Source organism: Flavobacterium sp., assembly GCF_029242675.1.
Classification (GTDB): Bacteria; Bacteroidota; Bacteroidia; order Flavobacteriales; family Flavobacteriaceae; genus Flavobacterium.
This window is the reverse complement of sequence record NZ_JAQWTM010000236.1, coordinates 1-19316: the sequence shown is the minus strand read 5'-3', so window position 1 is coordinate 19316 and position 19316 is coordinate 1. Positions and strand designations below refer to the sequence as shown.

General features: G+C 34.1%; 22 protein-coding genes. 8 read left to right on the top strand and 14 right to left on the bottom strand.

The window, feature by feature from the left end; translation table 11 throughout:
- The coding region (locus P8M54_RS08835; RefSeq protein ID WP_300287342.1) for a hypothetical protein at positions 1–830 on the bottom strand (830 nt) is incomplete at its 3' end.
- 246 nt (positions 831–1076) lie between these two features.
- Between P8M54_RS08835 and hflX the strand changes: the two genes are divergently transcribed.
- A complete protein-coding gene (hflX, locus tag P8M54_RS08830) occupies positions 1077–2327 on the top strand; it encodes a GTPase HflX (RefSeq protein ID WP_300287340.1) in 1251 nt (416 codons plus the stop codon).
- 85 nt (positions 2328–2412) lie between these two features.
- On the opposite strand, the gene P8M54_RS08825 is transcribed toward hflX, so the two are convergent.
- The 7 genes from P8M54_RS08825 to P8M54_RS08795 all read right to left on the bottom strand — a co-directional run bounded on the left by P8M54_RS08825 (position 2413) and on the right by P8M54_RS08795 (position 7235).
- The gene (locus P8M54_RS08825) at positions 2413–3264 is read right to left on the bottom strand and encodes a DUF3078 domain-containing protein (protein WP_300287338.1); all 852 of its coding nucleotides are present in this window, start codon (positions 3262–3264) and stop codon (positions 2413–2415) included.
- A gap of 19 nt (positions 3265–3283) precedes the next feature.
- Entirely contained in the window at positions 3284–3790 is a 507-nt protein-coding gene (locus P8M54_RS08820) for a DUF2480 family protein (RefSeq protein WP_300287336.1), read from the bottom strand.
- Between the two features lie 82 nt (positions 3791–3872).
- Positions 3873–4196 carry an SUF system Fe-S cluster assembly protein gene (locus tag P8M54_RS08815; protein ID WP_300287334.1) on the bottom strand — a complete coding sequence of 108 codons (324 nt, stop codon included), beginning with the start codon at positions 4194–4196 and terminating at the stop codon, positions 3873–3875.
- A gap of 467 nt (positions 4197–4663) precedes the next feature.
- Positions 4664–5077: a GxxExxY protein gene (locus P8M54_RS08810; protein WP_300287330.1), complete on the bottom strand. Its 414-nt coding sequence runs from the start codon at positions 5075–5077 to the stop codon at positions 4664–4666.
- 80 nt (positions 5078–5157) lie between these two features.
- Positions 5158–5577 (bottom strand): SufE family protein, encoded by a 420-nt coding sequence (locus tag P8M54_RS08805; protein WP_300287328.1) that lies wholly within the window; start codon positions 5575–5577, stop codon positions 5158–5160.
- Complete coding sequence (locus P8M54_RS08800) at positions 5567–6010, bottom strand: hypothetical protein (protein WP_300287326.1); 444 nt, start codon at positions 6008–6010, stop codon at positions 5567–5569. The genes P8M54_RS08805 and P8M54_RS08800 overlap by 11 nt, the downstream gene beginning before the upstream one ends.
- Positions 6011–6020: 10 nt before the next feature.
- Positions 6021–7235, bottom strand: coding sequence for a cysteine desulfurase (locus P8M54_RS08795; RefSeq protein ID WP_300287324.1), 1215 nt, complete (start codon positions 7233–7235; stop codon positions 6021–6023).
- 178 nt (positions 7236–7413) lie between these two features.
- On the opposite strand from P8M54_RS08795, the gene P8M54_RS08790 reads away from it, so the two are divergent.
- Genes P8M54_RS08790 through P8M54_RS08770 form a run of 5 tightly spaced genes read left to right on the top strand, consistent with a single transcriptional unit; the run spans position 7414 to position 12163 of the window.
- The gene (locus tag P8M54_RS08790) at positions 7414–8766 is read left to right on the top strand and encodes a serine hydrolase (protein WP_300287322.1); all 1353 of its coding nucleotides are present in this window, start codon (positions 7414–7416) and stop codon (positions 8764–8766) included.
- Between the two features lie 58 nt (positions 8767–8824).
- Positions 8825–9334 carry an ATP-binding protein gene (locus P8M54_RS08785; RefSeq protein ID WP_300287320.1) on the top strand — a complete coding sequence of 170 codons (510 nt, stop codon included), beginning with the start codon at positions 8825–8827 and terminating at the stop codon, positions 9332–9334.
- Between the two features lie 2 nt (positions 9335–9336).
- A complete protein-coding gene (locus P8M54_RS08780) occupies positions 9337–10827 on the top strand; it encodes a PIN domain-containing protein (RefSeq protein WP_300287318.1) in 1491 nt (496 codons plus the stop codon).
- A 1-nt stretch (position 10828) separates the two neighbouring features.
- The gene (locus tag P8M54_RS08775; protein ID WP_300287315.1) at positions 10829–11761 is read left to right on the top strand and encodes a hypothetical protein; all 933 of its coding nucleotides are present in this window, start codon (positions 10829–10831) and stop codon (positions 11759–11761) included.
- Between the two features lie 21 nt (positions 11762–11782).
- Entirely contained in the window at positions 11783–12163 is a 381-nt protein-coding gene (locus P8M54_RS08770) for an ASCH domain-containing protein (protein WP_300287313.1), read from the top strand.
- Positions 12164–12311: 148 nt separating this feature from the next.
- On the opposite strand, the gene sufD is transcribed toward P8M54_RS08770, so the two are convergent.
- From sufD to P8M54_RS08740, 6 genes are all read right to left on the bottom strand, one after another.
- Entirely contained in the window at positions 12312–13628 is a 1317-nt protein-coding gene (gene sufD / locus P8M54_RS08765; RefSeq protein WP_300287311.1) for a Fe-S cluster assembly protein SufD, read from the bottom strand.
- 94 nt (positions 13629–13722) lie between these two features.
- The gene (gene sufC, locus P8M54_RS08760; RefSeq protein ID WP_300287309.1) at positions 13723–14475 is read right to left on the bottom strand and encodes a Fe-S cluster assembly ATPase SufC; all 753 of its coding nucleotides are present in this window, start codon (positions 14473–14475) and stop codon (positions 13723–13725) included.
- Positions 14476–14489: 14 nt separating this feature from the next.
- Positions 14490–14762: a Txe/YoeB family addiction module toxin gene (locus tag P8M54_RS08755; protein ID WP_300287307.1), complete on the bottom strand. Its 273-nt coding sequence runs from the start codon at positions 14760–14762 to the stop codon at positions 14490–14492.
- On the bottom strand, positions 14753–14950 hold the full coding sequence (locus P8M54_RS08750) for a DUF2683 family protein (protein ID WP_300287305.1): 198 nt from the start codon (positions 14948–14950) through the stop codon (positions 14753–14755). Before P8M54_RS08750 ends, P8M54_RS08755 begins: the two co-directional genes overlap by 10 nt.
- A gap of 24 nt (positions 14951–14974) precedes the next feature.
- Positions 14975–16423, bottom strand: coding sequence for a Fe-S cluster assembly protein SufB (sufB, locus tag P8M54_RS08745; protein WP_300287303.1), 1449 nt, complete (start codon positions 16421–16423; stop codon positions 14975–14977).
- 70 nt (positions 16424–16493) lie between these two features.
- Complete coding sequence (locus P8M54_RS08740) at positions 16494–16823, bottom strand: iron-sulfur cluster assembly accessory protein (protein WP_300287300.1); 330 nt, start codon at positions 16821–16823, stop codon at positions 16494–16496.
- A 256-nt stretch (positions 16824–17079) separates the two neighbouring features.
- Between P8M54_RS08740 and P8M54_RS08735 the strand changes: the two genes are divergently transcribed.
- Positions 17080–17940, top strand: coding sequence for an MBL fold metallo-hydrolase (locus tag P8M54_RS08735; RefSeq protein ID WP_300287298.1), 861 nt, complete (start codon positions 17080–17082; stop codon positions 17938–17940).
- A 75-nt stretch (positions 17941–18015) separates the two neighbouring features.
- The coding region (locus P8M54_RS08730) for a S8 family serine peptidase (RefSeq protein ID WP_300287296.1) at positions 18016–19316 on the top strand (1301 nt) is incomplete at its 3' end.

The window sequence follows — 19316 nt, the reverse complement described above, 5'->3', positions numbered from 1 at the left end:
TCGCCTTGTTCATAGAGTAGAAAAGCCAAATTACGCAAAGAAATATTTTCTTTCTTATAAAGTTCCAAATCAGACATGGCAGAAAGAATAAGCCATTTTTTTTGCTCCTCGATTTTGCCTTGTTTTTGATAAATTGTCGAGATGATGTAGGCAAAAACCGCACGGTTGGGATCGTTTGCTTTTAAATTTTTATACGGAATCGTTAACTCCTTCAGGGCTTGTTCGTATTTTCTTTTCTCAATTAAGGATTCAGCTAAATTAATAGTGTAGTCTGAAGAGGGCTTTTTGATATACACTAATGCGGAGTCACGGTATTTTTGAACCCAATCGAGGTACTGTTTTTTTTCGTAATCTGAGCTGGCGTAGTCTGCCATATAGCTGTAAATGCTGCGGTTGTTGTTGTAGTAGGTTCCTTTTAAAGCAGACTTATTTTCTAATTTAATAGTTGAAAGCACATCCATAGCTTCCTTGTACATGCCTAAAGTTCCCATAATGGAGGTAAGGTCTAAATTGGCTTCTTGTATTTTTTGCAAATTATTTAACTTGTTCGCAATGGAGACCTTTTTTCGGGCGTATACCAAGGCCGAATCTGATTTGTAAACACGGTATTCATCAAATAACTGATGATAAATAGCTTCTTTTTGCAGTTGAGAAGAAGAAGGAGTAATTTGGTTTCTTAGAGAATGTATTCTAGATTCTTTTTGATTTGAATAAATTTCTTGTTGGTCAAGTACTTGATCCAGTTGTTTCAATAAGCGAGCTGTGCTTTCTTGAGAGAAAACAATTTTTGGTAAAATAAGTAGAACCAACAACAATAGGATGCGAAGCATTTCAGCAGACTTTTATTCCCGTAAAAATATACAAATTATCCTAATGGTTAGTTTTGGTTGTGATCTTTGGTGTCTAACCGGTAAAGATATACTAGCGATTAGGGAATTGCGAGCAGGATTTAAATTGTCTTGACAGGAATCAGGACTAAGTTATGAGTGATGCTTATGGTATGCTATTTGTTAATAAAAACGCATAAATTATTTAAGTCGCCTACAAATCATTAAATTTGTAGCTTATTCAATACTATGTTAGAAAAAGAAGTAATAAATTTCGAAAAAACAGCCATTGTAGGTATTGTAACTCAAAATCAAAGCGAAGAGAAACTCAACGAGTATCTTGACGAACTAGAGTTTTTGACGTACACTGCTGGTGGGGAAGTTGTAAAGCGTTTTTCTCAAAAAATGGAACGACCAAACCCTAAGACCTTCGTTGGAACTGGAAAAATAGAAGAGATTCATCATTATGTGAAGGAAAACGGAATCTCTACTTTAATTTTTGATGACGAACTATCGCCTTCACAACAAAAAAATATTTCAAAAATAATTGTAGAATGTAAGATTCTAGATAGAACACACCTTATCCTAGATATTTTTGCACAACGCGCCGAAACTTCGTACGCAAGAACGCAAGTTGAGCTTGCGCAATGTATTTATATGTTGCCAAGATTATCTGGATTGTGGACGCACTTGGAGCGTCAAAAAGGAGGAATTGGAATGCGTGGACCAGGAGAAACTGAGATTGAAACTGACCGTCGTATTGTAAGAGACCGTATTGCTTTATTGAAAGATAAAATCAAAGCTATCGATAAACAAATGGGCACCCAACGCGGAAACCGTGGGTCGATGGTACGTGTTGCTTTAGTAGGATATACCAATGTGGGAAAATCAACTTTGATGAACGCCGTTGGAAAAAGTGATGTTTTTGTAGAGAATAAATTGTTTGCTACACTAGACACCACGGTTCGAAAAGTCGTGATTAAAAACCTACCATTTTTACTTTCAGACACCGTTGGATTCATTCGCAAATTGCCTACGCAATTAGTTGATTCTTTCAAAAGTACACTCGATGAGGTTCGTGAAGCCGACTTGCTGTTGCATGTGGTTGATATTTCGCATCCTGATTTTGAGGATCATATTGCCTCAGTAAATCAAACGTTGTTGGACATTAAAGCTAACGACAAACCGGTTATCATGGTCTTTAACAAGATCGATGCCTACAAACATCTAACCATCGATGAAGATGATTTGATGACAGAGAAAACTACCAAGCACTACACATTAAAAGAGTGGGAAGCCACTTGGATGAGTCGTGTAGGCGAGGAAAATGCTCTGTTTATTTCGGCTACAAACAAAGAGAACTTCGAAGAGTTTAGAGAACGCGTTTACGAAGCCGTAAGACACATCCACATCACACGCTTCCCGTACAACAAATTCTTATATCCTGATTACAAAGATGCTGTCGAGAAAGAAGTCGATGAAGACAATGAAGAGGAATAAGCTTTTCTATAAATTATAAAAACTAAAAATCCCTTTTGAATTTATTGTTTCAAAAGGGATTTTTTATATCCTTAGTGTTGTAACGTTAGAAACCGTAGTTAACTCCCAAACCAAATAATTGTCTTACCTGAACTGCTTTCACCGAGTTGTCATCATAAATCGCTTGTAAGGCTACATTAGCAGTAAGGTATTTATTGATTTTCATGGCAACATTCATTTGATAATCAATATCAACGTTTTGCGGATTATCTAAATAGTTGGAGTACATATTCAATCGATTTTCAATAGATACATTGGTCATTAAGTTGAATTTGTAATAGGCAGTGACACTAGCTCCAAATTCAAAACGAGTGGTTTCTCCTTGCAAAACCCCAAACGAGGGTCCAAGTTCAGTAAAGTGACTGTGTACTACGATCAATTTGGCTGCAGCTGGAGCAAAGTTAACGCTCAAATTGTCACTTTTTTTCCATAACATACCGGGTCCCATTTGAAAATAGGCGGGTGAGAAAAAATGCGAGATACGCATATCATTTTTATCTAATCCAGTATCCATTTGGCTTTTAAAATTAAAGTAAGCTGAATAATACCAATTAGGTGCCTTGGATTTTTTTCCCCAAATAGAATTTAGTTCCAAACGGTCATCCGTCTTAGCTGTTTTTTCATCTCCTTTGATCTTACTTAAACCGTAGGCCAAGATAAATTTGTTGTCCCAAACCACATCGTCTTTCTTATAATTCAAATCATAATTCAAACCAAAATTCCCTGCAATATTTGAAGTTCCACCACCAAGCCATTGTTTGTTGTAGCTAGATTGGTTAAAAAGCAATGAAATAGTTCCTTTGGCTGTCCAATTTTTTATGCTATCATTGGCAACTTCTTGTGCGCTGACAGCGGTAAGAGTTGCGAGAAATAGTAATGTACAAAGTGTTTTTTTCATAGTTCTGTTTTTAATTAAGCTATTTTTTTGCTTTATACAAAGGCACTGCTGAACAAGCTTCACCATACATAATACTTCTAGCGTACGGTTGTAGGTGATGTGCTGCTAAGATGTACGCCCGTGTAGGTACTGGTTTTTTAGAGCAACCTTTAATAATGGTAGCTTTGTTTTGATACTGAGTGTAATCGATGGTGGGAAGTAAAGCCTCGTATAACGAAGCGTTTAAATCTTCGATGGTGCCATTCACTATTTTTTTTGCATATGGCGCCAATTGCACAGCAACTAGTATGGATGCCCAAGCAGGAACAATAGCATCGGTACTGCAATTAATAGCTACATAATGATCTTGGTATTGCGTCCAATCATGGTTTTTAAGGTGCTCTCTGAAGTCTTTTTCTCTTAAAAGAAATCCTTCAACCAGCCATTGCGCAATGTCAATTTGTGTTCGAACGCCTGCAGGATAATAATCTTCAAGATCAAATACCTCCAAAGCACTTGCCGCCACTTTATTTATAATTTCTTCCATTTTTTTACGTCTGAAAGTCTGAAAGACGAAAGTCATAAAGTAACTGGATTGCGACTTTATGACCTTTGGCTTTATGACTAGTTTATAGCATTCCTAATTCTAGTTTTGCTTCTTCACTCATTAGGTCTTTACTCCATGGTGGGTCAAATGTAATTTCTACTTCCGCGTCTTTCACGTTTTTGATTGATTTCACTTTGTCTTCCACTTCACGCGGTAAACTTTCGGCTACTGGGCAGTTAGGAGAAGTCAATGTCATTAAAATTTTAACTTCATAATCCGTATTTACCATCACATCGTAAATCAATCCTAATTCGTAGATGTCTACTGGAATCTCTGGATCGTATATCGTTTTTAATGTTTTTACAATTGCTTCGCCTAATGCGTTAGTGTCTATTTCTTGTTCCATTTTATTTTTTATTTTTTATTTTTAAAACATATAAGTTTCTTTTAAGGGAAAATATAAGTTTACAAGAGTTCTGCTTTGTGTTATTTTTTTTAAAACATATAAGTCATATAAGCTCCTTTTTGAGGAAAATATTAGAGCATATAAGTTTATTTTGTTATGTTTTTTTGAACCATTTAGGTCATATAAGTTTCTTTTTTGGAAAAATATATGAATGTAAGTTCTGCTTTGTATTATTTTTTTAAACCATATAAGTCATATAAGTTTCTTTTTAGGAAAAATATAAGTTAATAGGAGTTATGCTTTGTATTATTTTTTTGAACCATATAAGTCATATAAGTTTCTTTTTAAGGAAAATATAATTGAATATGAGTTATGCTTTGTATTGTTTTTTGAGCTGTATAAGTCATTTAAGTTACTGTTTTAAGGTAAATGTCATGGCAAATATTTTTATATTGTTCTGCTGATGTTTATTCTTCTAGTTTATTGTATAATGCATTCACCAGAGTTTTTTGACCTTCATAAAATATGTTTTTTACATTAAAATTGATCATCAATCCGATTGGTGCCTTTAGTAAATTCATATAGGTCAGTAGTTGAGCATCAAATATGGGATGTATTTCAGCTACCGCTTTCAATTCAACAACTAAAATATTTTCTACAAATAAATCACATCTTAGTTTAGAATCTAATTCATGACCTTTGTAGTTTATAGGAACCTGTAATTCAGAAACAAAACTTATGTTCCGCAGTTCTAATTCCTTCCTGAGGCATTGATGGTAAATACTTTCCAAAAGACCTGGGCCAATATTTTTATGAACTTCGATAGCAGCACCGTTAACTTGGTAAACTAAGTCTGTTAGATAACTTCTGGTTATATGCACTTTAGTAAGATTTATTTATTCTTATAAAGTTAGTATAATTTGATTAAAAACTTATATGACTTATATGTTTAAACCAAAAATTAGTTTTTAGCATCAAATGCCAAAGCATACATTTTTATATTCTTAATCATTGATACCAATCCGTTAGCGCGAGTAGGAGATAAATGTTCTTTAAGGCCTATTTGATCAATAAAATCCATGTCGGCTGCAATGATGTCTTTAGGATTTTGGTTTGAAAAAACGCGGATCAATATTGCAATTATTCCTTTGGTCAAAATGGCATCACTATCGGCAGTAAAAACTACAGTATCGCTATTTTGCTCTCCTTGTAGCCACACTTTCGACTGGCACCCTTTGATTAAATTGTTATCTGTTTTGAATTCTTCTTTGATCAAAGGTAAATTTTTACCTAGGTCTATAATGTATTCATAGCGTTGCATCCAGTCGTCAAACATGGAAAACTCTTCAACTATTTCGTCTTGTATATCTTTAATCTTCATCGTCTTGCTTTACAAATGTGTTAATCTTTGTTACTAATTTTTTTATTTCTACTGGTGGAAATCCATGATCAAAACCTTTAGTCTCATAAACAACATCCTTATATGTTATTTTTAAATTGGCAATAGCAGCGCCGTCATAAAATCGTTTTTCAGTAGGAGATTTTAGATCTTTAATTTCCTCTAAATTGATGTCATCAAATAGCTTAATCAAAGTTTTCCAATCGGCATTTGAGATTTTTGCGGGAGCCACTTTCTCTTTTCCACTTCTATCTTTTGATACAGTGACCATTTGTTTTTCAATGGTTATTTTCTGGTAAAAACCTCTTGTATTAGCAGTGTATTCAATCACTGCGGTATTGATATCTTGTTTGTCAGCGCTATCGCAACCTTTACCAAGGAAAAGCGTTAGAAATAATAAAGAAAGTAGTTTCATAATTTTAGTTTTAGGATAGCATCATTTGTGCTTTTTTCAAGGCTTCAACTAATGCGTCAATTTCTTCTTTGGTATTATAAAAAGAAAAGGAAGCACGAATTGTTCCTGGAATGTTAAAATAAGTCATAATTGGTTGCGCACAGTGGTGTCCTGTACGAACAGCTATTCCTAATTTGTCAATTATCGTACCAATGTCATACGGGTGAATTCCTTCGATGTTAAAAGAGATCACCGACGTTTTTTCTTTGGCAGTACCAAAGATTTTTAGGCCTTCGATTTCTAGCAAGCGTTTGGTTCCATATTCTAGCAACTCCAGTTCTTGTTGTTGTATGTTGTCAAAACCAACTTCGTTCATGTAATCAATTGCGGTTCCTAAAACAATTCCTCCTGCAATATTGGGTGTTCCTGCTTCAAATTTATGAGGCAGTTCAGCATAAGTTGTTTTTTCGAAAGAGACTTCTTTAATCATTTCACCACCACCTTGGTAAGGAGGTAGCTTGTTAAGCCATTCTTCTTTTCCATACAGAATTCCGATTCCTGTTGGTCCACATATTTTATGTCCAGAAAAAACGTAAAAATCGCAATCCAATTCTTGTACGTTTGGTCTTAAATGCGGAACTGCTTGCGCACCATCAATTAAAACGGCAGCACCTACTTCGTGTGCTTTATCAATGATGTGTTTTATTGGGTTCACCGTTCCTAATGCATTCGAAATATGGTTTACGGTAACTAGTTTAGTTTTGTCTGACAGTAATTTGTCATATTCTGACATGATTAGTTCTCCCTCATCGTTCATAGGGATTACTTTTAATATTGCTCCTGTTCGTTCGCAAAGCATTTGCCATGGCACAATATTGCTATGGTGTTCTAAAGCCGAAACTAAAATTTCATCTCCTGGTTTTAAAATAGCCGTAAATCCGTTAGCTACTAGGTTTATTCCAAAGGTAGTTCCCGATGTAAAAAGCACTTCGTGTAAATGCTTAGCATTAAGATGATTTTTAATTTTACCACGAGAAATTTCGTAAGCATCCGTAGCGAGTTGGCTCAGCGTATGAACGCCACGATGGATGTTGGCATTGATTTCTTGGTAATATTTAGAGATGGCATCAATGACTACTTGTGGCTTTTGAGAAGTAGCTCCGTTGTCAAAATACACTAATGGTTTTCCGTTTACTTTTTGAGAAAGGATTGGGAAATCGGCTCTTATTTTTTGGATATCTAGCATAATTATTTAGAATAAATTCTGATCACAAAAGTACGGAATATATACCATTTTGAAATTACGAAAGCCAAGTTTTTAATAGATTCTTATGATATAGCAATAGCTAAATTTAGATACAACTTCTAGCAATAGAATGCTTACAGCTGAGAAGTTTTTAATAAATTGCTTAAAAATTAGTGAGATGAAAAAAAGTGTGAAGATTATTGGTGTGGTTCTACTTATTGCCCTTTTCTATCTAGGTTTTACGACCTATCCAAAATTAGATTTAATCTCGGGCTTTTCAGCCAAAAGTGTAGCATCGGGTCATTTTATTGATAATCGCTCGGTAGAAATGATTGAAAAGGGCGACAATGATATTGATTTACTGGACTTAGCTGCCAACACAATTGATGAAGCGGGAAAATTTGCAACCGCATCTGTTTATGGATTGAAGGAGCGCAAAGCAATTTATCGTGAAGGTTTAGGAACAACTTTGATTGATGACAGTTTTGACACTAGCAAGCCGTACAATATGCCTAAACGAATTAAAATCGCCAACAATTTAACCTATCCGTATGGCGATGTCGAGCCAAAAGATACGGTTTTCACCAATGTTGATTATACTAAATTAAATACAGCAGTAGCCAGCGCTTTTGATGGAAAAGGTGTAATCAAAAAAAGAACTCGTTCCTTACTAGTAATTTACAAGGATAAAATCATTGCTGAAAAATACGATACCGGTTTTAACAAAGACAGTAAGCTACTTGGTTGGTCGATGACCAAAAGTATTACGGCAACTATTTTTGGCATCCTAGAGAAACAAGGGAAGTTTGATGTTAATAAACCAGCTTCAATTCCAGAGTGGAAAAATGATGCTCGCAAAAAGATTACTACAAATGATTTATTACACATGAACTCGGGCTTAGCCTGGGAGGAGAGTTATGATAAAATATGTGATGCTACGCAAATGCTGTTTCAATCTGCTAATATGGGTCGGGTTCAATTGGAAAAGGACGTGGCTTATGATCCGAATACGCATTGGAATTACTCCTCCGGTACTACTAATTTATTATCGTACATTTTACGTAATCAGTTTAAGACGCATCAAGAATATTTCGATTTTTGGTATGCGAAATTGATTGATAAAATAGGGATGAAGTCCATGCTTGTAGAAACGGATATGGCGGGTAATTTTGTGGGTTCGTCCTACGGATGGGCCACGACTCGTGATTGGGGAAAATTTGGTTTACTCTATTTACACAAAGGGAATTGGAATGGAGAACAGTTATTTAATGAGAGTTGGGCGAAATATGTTGCGACACCTACGAATGATTCCAATGGTGGCTATGGTGCTCACTTTTGGCTGAACGCAGGTGGTCGTTATCCGAATGCACCTAAAGACATGTACTCAGCTAATGGGTTTCAGGGGCAGAAAGTTTTTATAATTCCGTCTAAAGATTTAGTGATCGTAAGGCTTGGATTGACTGATGAAAGTGAATTTGATATAAACGAGGTATTGAAAGGTATTTTGGGAAGTTTTAAGAATAAAAAGTAGTCTTTTTCATCTGTATTTAATATATTAGACAAGAATTAAATATAAGCTATTGCAATTTATGAAAAATATAATTTTTATTGGTGGAATTCACGGTGTTGGTAAAGGGACTATTTGCAAAAAAATAACTTCTAATACCACTTTAAGTCATGTCACTGCAAGTGAAATGTTGAAATGGAATGAAATAAGTGATAGTGAAAATAAGCTAGTAGCAAATATTTATACTACACAAGAACGATTAATTAATGGACTTAATAATTTAATCAAAAAAGACAAACAGTATCTTCTAGATGGCCATTTCTGCTTATTAAATTCAGAAGGTTTTCCAGTGAGAATTGATGAAGGTACTTTTGACAAAATTAATCCGAAAGCCATTGCAATTGTAATTGATGATATTGAAAAAATATCAAAGAGGTTAGAAACAAGAGATGATAAAATTTATGATATTAAAATTTTGAGTGAGTTACAACAAATGGAAATAGAATATGCCAAGTATCTTTCTAAAAAATATTCGGTTCCTTATATCGAGATACAAGACGGAAACTATACTAAACTAATCGAAATTATTTAATAATGAAAATTTTACTAGATACCAATATCATTATTCATAGAGAAGCGAGTAAAATATACAAGCCAGAAATTGGCCAACTTTTCAAATGGATTGACAATCTTAAGTACTCAAAATACATTCATCCTTTAACAGTTGAAGAATTAGAAAGATATAAAGATCCGAATGCTCTCGATACGATGAGTATTAAGATTCAGAGCTACAATTTACTAAAACATCAAGCTCCATTAGGGGAAGAAATATTAAAAGTAAGTAAAAAAGTAGATAATCAAGACAACGATATAAATGACACTCAAATATTGAATGAAGTTTATGAAGGGAGGGTTGATATTTTAATTTCAGAAGACAAAAAAATCCATACTAAAGCAAAGCTTTTAGGGATGGAAGATAAAATTTTTAAAATTGAAGATTTTTTAGAAAAAGTAACTGCTGAAAACCCTGAATTAGTTGATTATAAGGTTTTATCTGTTAAGAAAGTTGATTTTGCTGAAGTTAATATAAGAGACGTTTTTTTTGATAGCTTTAGAGAAGATTATGCAGAATTTGATAAGTGGTTTAATAAAAAGTCTGATGATATCTGTTATGTCTGTTATAGTGAGGGTAGATTAACCGCTTTTTTGTTTATAAAGAGAGAAGATGAAAATGAGAATTATTATGAAATCAATCCTGTTTTTGCAAAGAAAAAAAGATTGAAAATTGGTACATTTAAAGTAACTGCAAATGGTTATAAAATAGGAGAACGGTTTTTAAAAATAATTTTTGATAATGCTTTACAATTTAGAGTTGATGAAATTTATGTAACTATTTTTGACCAAAGAGATGAACAAGAGAGGTTAATAGAACTTCTTAAAAACTGGGGTTTTAGTCATTACGGAACAAAAACAACTAATAATGGAGATGAACAGGTTTATGTTAGAACCTTTAATAAAGAGATAATTAACGTTGGAAATCCTAAACTAACATTTCCATTTTTTTCTCGACAACAAAACATTTTTATTGTTCCAATATATCCGGATTATCATATAGAGTTATTTCCTGATTCAATTCTAAACAACCAGTCACCAAAAGATTATATTGAAAGTTTTCCTCATAGAAACGCTTTAAGTAAAGTATATATATCACGTTCTTATGAAAAGAAAATGCAATCTGGTGATGTATTAGTTTTTTATATGACGGGTGGAAAATATAAAGGAGTTGCTACCACTTTAGGAATTGTTGAATCATGCGTACTAAACATCAATACTGAAGAAGAATTTCTTTCATTATGTAGAAAAAGGAGTGTCTTTACAAACGAAGAATTGTCTAAGCATTGGAATCACAATCCTGCTAATAGGCCTTTTATCGTTAATTTTCTTTATACATATTCATTTAGAAAAAGACCTAACCTTGAATGGCTAGTTGATAATGGAATTATTTTAAATTATGGAAATGTCCCAAGAGGTTTTACAAAAATTAGTATCGAGCAATTTGACAAGCTTCTGAAATACGCTTATTAACATGAAAAGTATAGCAATTTGGTATAAACCCGTAAATTACAATCTAGAAACTATTGAAAAGTTAGATTTGCATTTCAATTTTTGGAAAATTCCTAATGGAGCAAGTAAATCTCATAGGTTCTTAGACATTGGAATTAAAATATCTAACACTAAAAATATTGAATCCTTAAAAATCTATTTTCCAGTAAGAATCAAAGACGCAGATTTTGAAGACATTGTTGAAAAATTTATTCATAAAGTAGATTTAGTAAGTGCTATTTTTAATGAAAATTATAAAGTTATTTCGACAGCAACAAGCAAATCTTTTGAAATAAAAGATACAAACAACGAATTTGTATTTAATATATATAAAACATCTATTTCCGACCTAATTTTTGAAGATAAGTATGAAGGAACTGTCGTTAGCATTTGTATTCCTAAAGAAGAAAAGACAAATTATTTTAGGTTCAGAATTAAAGGAGATTTTATAAATTCATTAACTACAATAAGTAGGCCTACAAACTCAATTTTCCAAAGTGCTTTTTCTGAAATTGAAATGATAGACTTTAGAGTCAATGAAATACGAGATTTAAACCACGATTTGCTTGAACAAATTAATGTAGAAAGATTATTAAAAATTCAAAAACAACATTTTTTCTTTATTTGTTCAAAAGATGAAGAATTAATTGGTAATCACCAACCTTTTTTAAGTTGTAGAAATTTAGAAAATTATAAGTGGGATGATTATGTAGGAAACAAAAAAATAGATAATCAAACATATTTAGCTTATCATTGGAATGAAAAAGAAGTCGAAAGCGTTAGTACACTTATAAAAACAAAATATGAGAAAAATAATTGGAAAACGATAGCCAAATATACGATATTTGCAATCATATTTGCTGTAGTTGTGAATTTGTTTAGTAACTGGCTATATGAAGTTATAAAAGGCTTATAAAAGTTTAAATCTAGGTAAAGAATGAAAGTAGTAATGTCAATTAAGCCAAAGTTTGCAAATAAAATATTTGACGGAACTAAAAGATTTGAATTTAGGAAAGCTATTTTCAAAAACCAAAATGTTACTTCTGTGTTGGTTTATGCGTCATCACCAGTGCAGAAAGTAATTGGTGAATTTGAAATTGGAGAAATATTCAATTTTGACCTTAAAACTCTGTGGGATAGAACCAAAGAACATTCAGGAATAACGGAGGATTATTTCTATGAATATTTTGCTGATCGTAAAAACGGATTTGCAATTCAAATAAAAAATAAGAAAAAATTTAAAATACCCAAAAGCCTTAAGGAGGATTATAATTTGGCTCCGCCTCAATCTTTTGCTTATTTTGACTCAGATGAATAATGTTTTCTAGCCCCGATAGCAGTGGAAATCCTTTTATTGTTTTTTTTAAACAATAAAAGATTATAACGAATAGCTGGATTAGCTCCAAAAAAACAACCCTTTCTAAGTTAAAACTCGGAAAGGGTTAGGTATTTTATAAACGTGATTATTACAAATCGAATCCTATTTTCACGCCTAATTTGTTGGCGATGATCTTAGTGATTCGTTGTTTTAATTCTGGTATTTTGATGCTTTCGATTACGGCATTCGAGAAGGCGTACATTAATAATGCTTTGGCTTCTTTTTGCGGAATACCGCGTTGTTGCATATAAAACATAGCAGTTTCATCGAGTTGACCAATCGTACAACCATGTGAACATTTTACGTCATCAGCAAAAATCTCCAACTGTGGTTTAGCGTTGATGGTTGCTTTGTCGCTTAAAAGGATGTTATTGCTTTTTTGGAATGCATTTGTTTTTTGTGCTTCGCGCTCAACAAATATTTTGCCGTTGAAAACTCCATTGGAGCGATCTGAGAAAATTCCTTTGTAATCTTGATGACTTTCGCAGTTAGGCGTAGCGTGTTGCACAAGTGTGTAGTGGTCTACGTGTTGCTTTTCGCCAATAATTGTGATTCCGTTTAAGTAACTTACGATGTGCTCACCAAAATGGTAAAAATTCAAATTGTTTCTCGTTAGGTTTCCACCAAAACTAAAAGTGTTGACGGCAACGCTGCTTTCTTGCTGCTGAGAAACGTAGGTGTTATCGATTAAGTTAGCGGTAAGGTTGTCATTTTGGATTTTGTAAAAATCGACTATGGCATGTTTTTCAGCAAAAATCTCGGTCACTGAATTGGTTAGTACCGGGTTTTCGTTCAAACTTTGGTGACGCTCAATAATTTGTACTTGTGCATTTTCGCCAACAATTACTAAATTACGTGGTTGTGTCATTAAAGCGGCTTCGCTACCTGTTGAGAAATACATGATTTCGATAGGTTTGTCAGCTACTTTGCTTTTTGGAATATTTATGTACGCTCCTTCATTGGCAAAAGCGGTATTAAGAGAAGTCAAACTTTCCTCTTTATTCGCAATTTGGTTGAAATAGGTATCAATTACTTCTTTATATTTTGGTTTGTTTAAAACCGATGCCATTAAACATACGTCAATTCCTTCGTGGGTTGTTGCCGACAAATGGGAACTAAAAACGCCATCGATAAAAACGACTTTATAGGTATCTATTTCATGTAAAAAATATTTTTTTACATCGGAATATTGGATGTTATTTTCGGTTTTTGGAAAAACGGTAAAGTCATTTTTTAGGATGCTGTTTAACGAAGTATATTTCCATGCTTCCTCTTTTTTGGTTGGGAAACCTTTATTTTCAAAGTTTTTTAGGGCAGCGGTACGTACATCATGAAGTTCAGCGTGAACATCGATGCGCTCTTCGAATGCCATAAAAGACGATATTAATTTTTCTTTCAATTCCATTTTTGTGTAAGTCTTAAAGTCGTAAAGTTGAAAGTCGTAAAGTCGAATGCATTGAAGCTTTCAGATATTTAACTTTCGACTTTTGACTATTTTTTTATGCTTCTTGTTCCTGTTTGATCCAGTCGTATCCTTTTTCTTCAAGCTCTAAAGCTAGAGAGGCATCACCAGATTTTACAATTTTACCATTCAGTAAAACGTGTACAAAGTCAGGAACGATATAGTCTAATAAACGTTGGTAGTGCGTGATTACGACTACCGCATTTTTATTGCTTTTTAGTTTGTTAACTCCATTGGCTACGATACGAAGTGCATCGATATCTAGTCCAGAATCGGTTTCATCAAGAATAGCGATTTTAGGTTCTAGCATTGCCATTTGAAAAATCTCATTACGTTTTTTCTCTCCACCAGAAAACCCTTCGTTTAAAGAACGTGATAAAAATTTACGGTCGATCTCTAGTAATTCTGATTTTTCACGAATTAATTTCAACATTTCGTTAGCTGGCATTTCGTCTTGCCCTTTTGCTTTACGAGTTTCGTTGATCGCTGTTCTAATGAAGTTCGTCACCGATACTCCCGGGATTTCAACAGGGTACTGAAAAGATAGGAAAACACCTTGGTGCGCTCTTTCTTCAGGAGCTAATTCTGAAAGGTCTTCACCATCCAAAATAATCTCACCACTTGTTACTTCGTAGTTTTCGTTTCCTGCTACGATTGAAGCTAAAGTACTTTTCCCGGCACCGTTAGGTCCCATTATAGCATGAACTTCTCCTGCATTTACTTCAAGGTTGATTCCTTTTAGAATTTCTTTGTCCCCAATTGAGGCGTGTAAATTTTTTATACTTAACATCTGTTAGTTTTTGTTTATTCGTAATGACCTTTTAATGATAAAATGTCTAAAATTTCAATTGTATTTTCTTCGGTAACTTGATATAAAATGCGATGTTCTTTATTTATTCTTCTGGACCATTTGCCAATAAGTTGATGTTTCAACTGTTCTGGTTTTCCGATTCCTTCAAAAGGATGAAGTTGAATGTCTTTAATTAGTGCAGTAATCTTATTCATTATTGCCTTATTACCTGACTTTTTCCAAAATTCTCTATCTTTTTGAGCTTTATGAGAATAAATTACTTCCATAAATCTTCCGTTCTAATGGCAATCCCTTTTCCGTCCTTGATACTTTGTTCTGCTTCCAAAATCTCTTGTACAAAGTCTGGGTCATAAGGTTTTACTTTTTTCTCAATAATTTCAAAGCCAAGGGATTTCGCCAATGATTTCAATACTGGAAAATCTTTTTTCTTTACGTTTTTTAAAATAATATCCATAGTACTAAACTTTAAACTATTTTATTACCCTACACTTCCTTCAAGAGATATTTCTAATAGTTTTTGTGCTTCAACAGCAAACTCCATTGGTAATTTATTTAAAACCTCTTTACTGAAACCATTTACGATAAGCGCAATTGCTTTTTCGGTAGGGATTCCACGTTGGTTGCAATAGAAAACTTGGTCTTCACCAATTTTACTAGTTGTTGCCTCGTGTTCAATTTTTGCCGAAGGGTTTTTGCTTTCGATATAAGGGAATGTATGTGCACCACAATTGTTACCCATTAACAACGAATCACACTGTGAAAAGTTACGTGCGTTTTCAGCACGCGGACTTATTTGGACTAAACCTCTATAGCTATTTTGTGATTTACCTGCTGAGATTCCTTTAGAAATAATAGTCGATTTAGTGTTTTTACCTAAATGGATCATTTTAGTCCCGGTATCTGCTTGTTGGAAATTATTGGTTACTGCAATCGAGTAAAATTCCCCAACCGAGTTGTCTCCTTTTAGGATAACCGACGGGTATTTCCATGTTACTGCTGAACCGGTTTCTACTTGTGTCCAAGAGATTTTTGCGTTGTTCTCGCAAATTCCTCGTTTGGTAACAAAATTATAAACCCCACCTTTTCCTTCTTTATTTCCAGGATACCAGTTTTGAACTGTAGAGTATTTAATTTCAGCATCTTCTAGCGCGATTAATTCCACAACTGCAGCGTGCAATTGGTTTTCGTCACGGCTTGGAGCCGTACAGCCTTCAAGGTAACTTACATAACTTCCTGCATCAGCAACAAGTAAAGTTCTTTCAAACTGACCCGTTCCTGCTTGATTTATCCTAAAGTAAGTCGAAAGTTCCATTGGGCAACGTACTCCTTTTGGTATATAACAAAAAGATCCATCAGAGAAGACAGCCGAATTTAATGCAGCATAAAAGTTGTCTTTTTGAGGTACAACTGTTCCTAGATATTTACGAACTAATTCAGGATGCTCTTTGATGGCCTCCGAAATACTCATAAAAATGATTCCTTTTTCGCCTAATGTTTTCTTAAAAGTAGTCGCTACTGAAACCGAGTCAACAACGATATCCATAGCAACATTATTCATCATTTTTTGCTCATCTACTGAGATACCTAACTTTTTGTACATCTCTAAAAGTTCAGGATCTACATCGTCTAGTGTCTTGTTTGGGTCAACTGCTTTTGGAGCTGAGTAATAAGAAATAGCTTGAAAATCAGGTTTGGCATAATGCACATTTGCCCATTCAGGCTCTGTCATTTCTTGCCACGCACGAAAAGCTTCAATACGCCAATCGGTCATCCATTTTGGCTCCTCTTTTCGTAATGAAATAGCGCGAACAATGTCTTCATTTAATCCAATAGGAAAAGTGTCCGATTCTAATTCGGTGTAAAATCCGTACTCGTATTCCTTGTTTTCGAGTTCGATTTTTAAGTCGTCTTCTGTGTATTTGCTCATTCTGATTTAAAGATTTAAAGATTTAAAGATTCAAAATTTGAACATTAAACTTTATTATTTGTGTAAAAAATTAAAGAGAGAAACTCTCGCCACAACCACATGTTCTTGTTGCATTTGGATTGTTAAAAACAAATCCTTTTCCGTTTATTCCGCCTGAGAATTCTAAAATAGTTCCAGCTAAATAAAGGAATGATTTTTTTTCTACAGCAATAGTTATCTCGTTGTCTATAAATATTTTATCGTTTTCGTCTTTGGTTTTGTCAAATTTTAAATCATAGGACAAACCAGAGCATCCGCCACTTTTCACACCTACGCGTACGTAGTCTGTGGCAGCATCAAAACCATCTTCTTGCATCAAGTCGATAATTTTCTTTTTGGCAGTATCAGAAACTTGTATCATCGTTAAATTGATTTTGTCTAAATTAACTGCAAAGATACTATATAAAAACCTTTTTCCATAATAGATAACATTTTTATAACTAATGTACAAATAGAAAAAGTCTATCTAAATCAATCTAAAGCAACTCAATTTTTATAAATTGCATTCGATTTGAGAAAATAAGGTTTTGGCCTGCCGGAGCATTATTTTTTAACAAAAAGGCAAGAAAATCTGTTTCTTGTTTCATTCTCAAATTTTAATCTTTCAATTCAAAAAAATGAAACTATATCCCATCGAAACCGGAAACTTTAAGCTTGATGGTGGTGCGATGTTTGGCGTAGTGCCAAAAACCATTTGGAATAAAACCAATCCCGCTGACGCCAATAATTTAATTGATATCGCTGCACGCTGTTTATTAATTGAGGACGATAAACGCCTAATATTAATTGACACTGGAATGGGAAAAAAGCAGTCGGAAAAATTTTATGGATACTATTCTCTTTGGGGATCGTATTCATTGGATAAATCCTTAGCAGAGCATGGTTTTCACCGTGACGATATCACTGATGTTTTTATGACGCATTTGCATTTTGATCATTGCGGAGGAAGTGTGCAATGGAATAAAGACAAAACGGGATACGAACCTGCTTTTAAAAACGCTAAATTTTGGAGTAACGAAAATCATTGGGAATGGGCTACAAAACCCAACCCAAGAGAAAAAGCCTCGTTCCTATCCGAAAATATTCTGCCAATGCAGGAAAGCGGACAGTTGAATTTTATCAAAAGACCTGATGGTGACTTCTTGGAAGAATCGGAATTAGGTTTTGGGATTTTCTTTGCCGATGGTCATACGGAGAAGCAAATGATTCCGCACATCAAATACAAGGACAAAACAATTGTTTTTTGCGCTGATTTATTGGCTACAGCCGGACACATTCCCGTGGCGTACGTGATGGGTTATGATACGAGACCTTTGTTAACCATGCCTGAAAAAATTAAATTTTTGAATGCTGCCGCAGATAATAACCATTATTTATTTTTGGAGCACGATGCCCACAACCAGATTATTACAGTAGAACATACTAAGAAAGGTGTTCGATTGAAGGAGGTTTACTCTTGCGAACAAATCTTAACTTAGTGTTAATCGTGCTGTGATTGTAACAAAATCACTTATTTTAGACCAATATTTTAAATCTTATTAATACCATAAATAATGAATACCATTAAGCCTATTTGCCTTTCGGCTATTGCACTTGTCGTTTTAGCAGGTTGCGGAACACAAAAACAAGTGGCGAGCTACACTGCTATGACTGCTGTTTCGGCACCATTAAATGTTAAAAAGAAAAGCCCACTAAAAGAAATTGAATTAAAACGTTGGAGTCATTTAGATATCGTAAATGATACCATCCCAGGAATGAGTGTTGACAAAGCCTACGCTGAATTGTTGAAAGATAAAAAAGGCGTTCCTGTAATTGTAGGAATCGTTGATTCAGGCGTAGATATTGAGCATGAAGATCTAAAATCGGTGCTTTGGACTAATACAAAGGAAATTCCTGGAAACGGAATTGATGATGACAAAAACGGATACGTTGATGATATTCATGGTTGGAACTTTCTTGGTGATATCACTAAAGAAAATTTAGAATACGAAAGAATTATTAAAGATAAAAATCTTGTAGACGAAGCTACATATCAGGCAGCAAAAGCATTAAATGATAAAAAAGTTGCTGATGCAGTTTCGATTAAAACACGTTCAGAAAACATGATTGCTTCCTTAACAGAAAATGACGCCACTTTGGTGAAGTTTTTAGGAAAGCCAGTTTATACAGTTGCTGATGTAAATGCGATTACTTCAGAAGATGAAACGATCAAGGAAAGTAAAAAAGTAATGCAACAAATGCTTTCTTATGGTTTGCCAGTAGCAGATTTAAAAGAGGCAGTTCAAAAACAATTAGACGGTCAAATTGCTCTAGTAAATGGAGACAATCTAAAAACAGACTACAGAAAAGTTGTAGGTGATAACCCAAATGATATTACCGATACTAAATACGGGAATGCAAACGTAATGGGTCCAGACAAGGAGGAAATCCTTCATGGTACGCACGTTGCAGGAATCGTGGCTCAGGTAAGAGGAAACAATTTAGGTGGCGATGGTGTCGCTAATAATGTACAAATTCTAACGGTTCGTGCCGTACCAGATGGTGATGAGTACGATAAAGATATTGCTCTTGGGATTCGTTACGCAGTAGATAATGGTGCTAAAGTAATCAACGGAAGTTTTGGAAAAAGTTTTTCTCCACACAGACAATGGGTTTACGATGCAATCAAATATGCTGAGAAAAAAGACGTTTTGATTGTTCATGCAGCAGGTAATGATGCAAAAGATATCGATTATGCTGACAATTTCCCTAATGATTCAGAAGACAAGAAAACCGAATTTGCCGATAACATGATCACTATTGGAGCTTTGAATTTTGAATACAGTGATAAAGTAGTCGCTCGTTTCTCAAACAT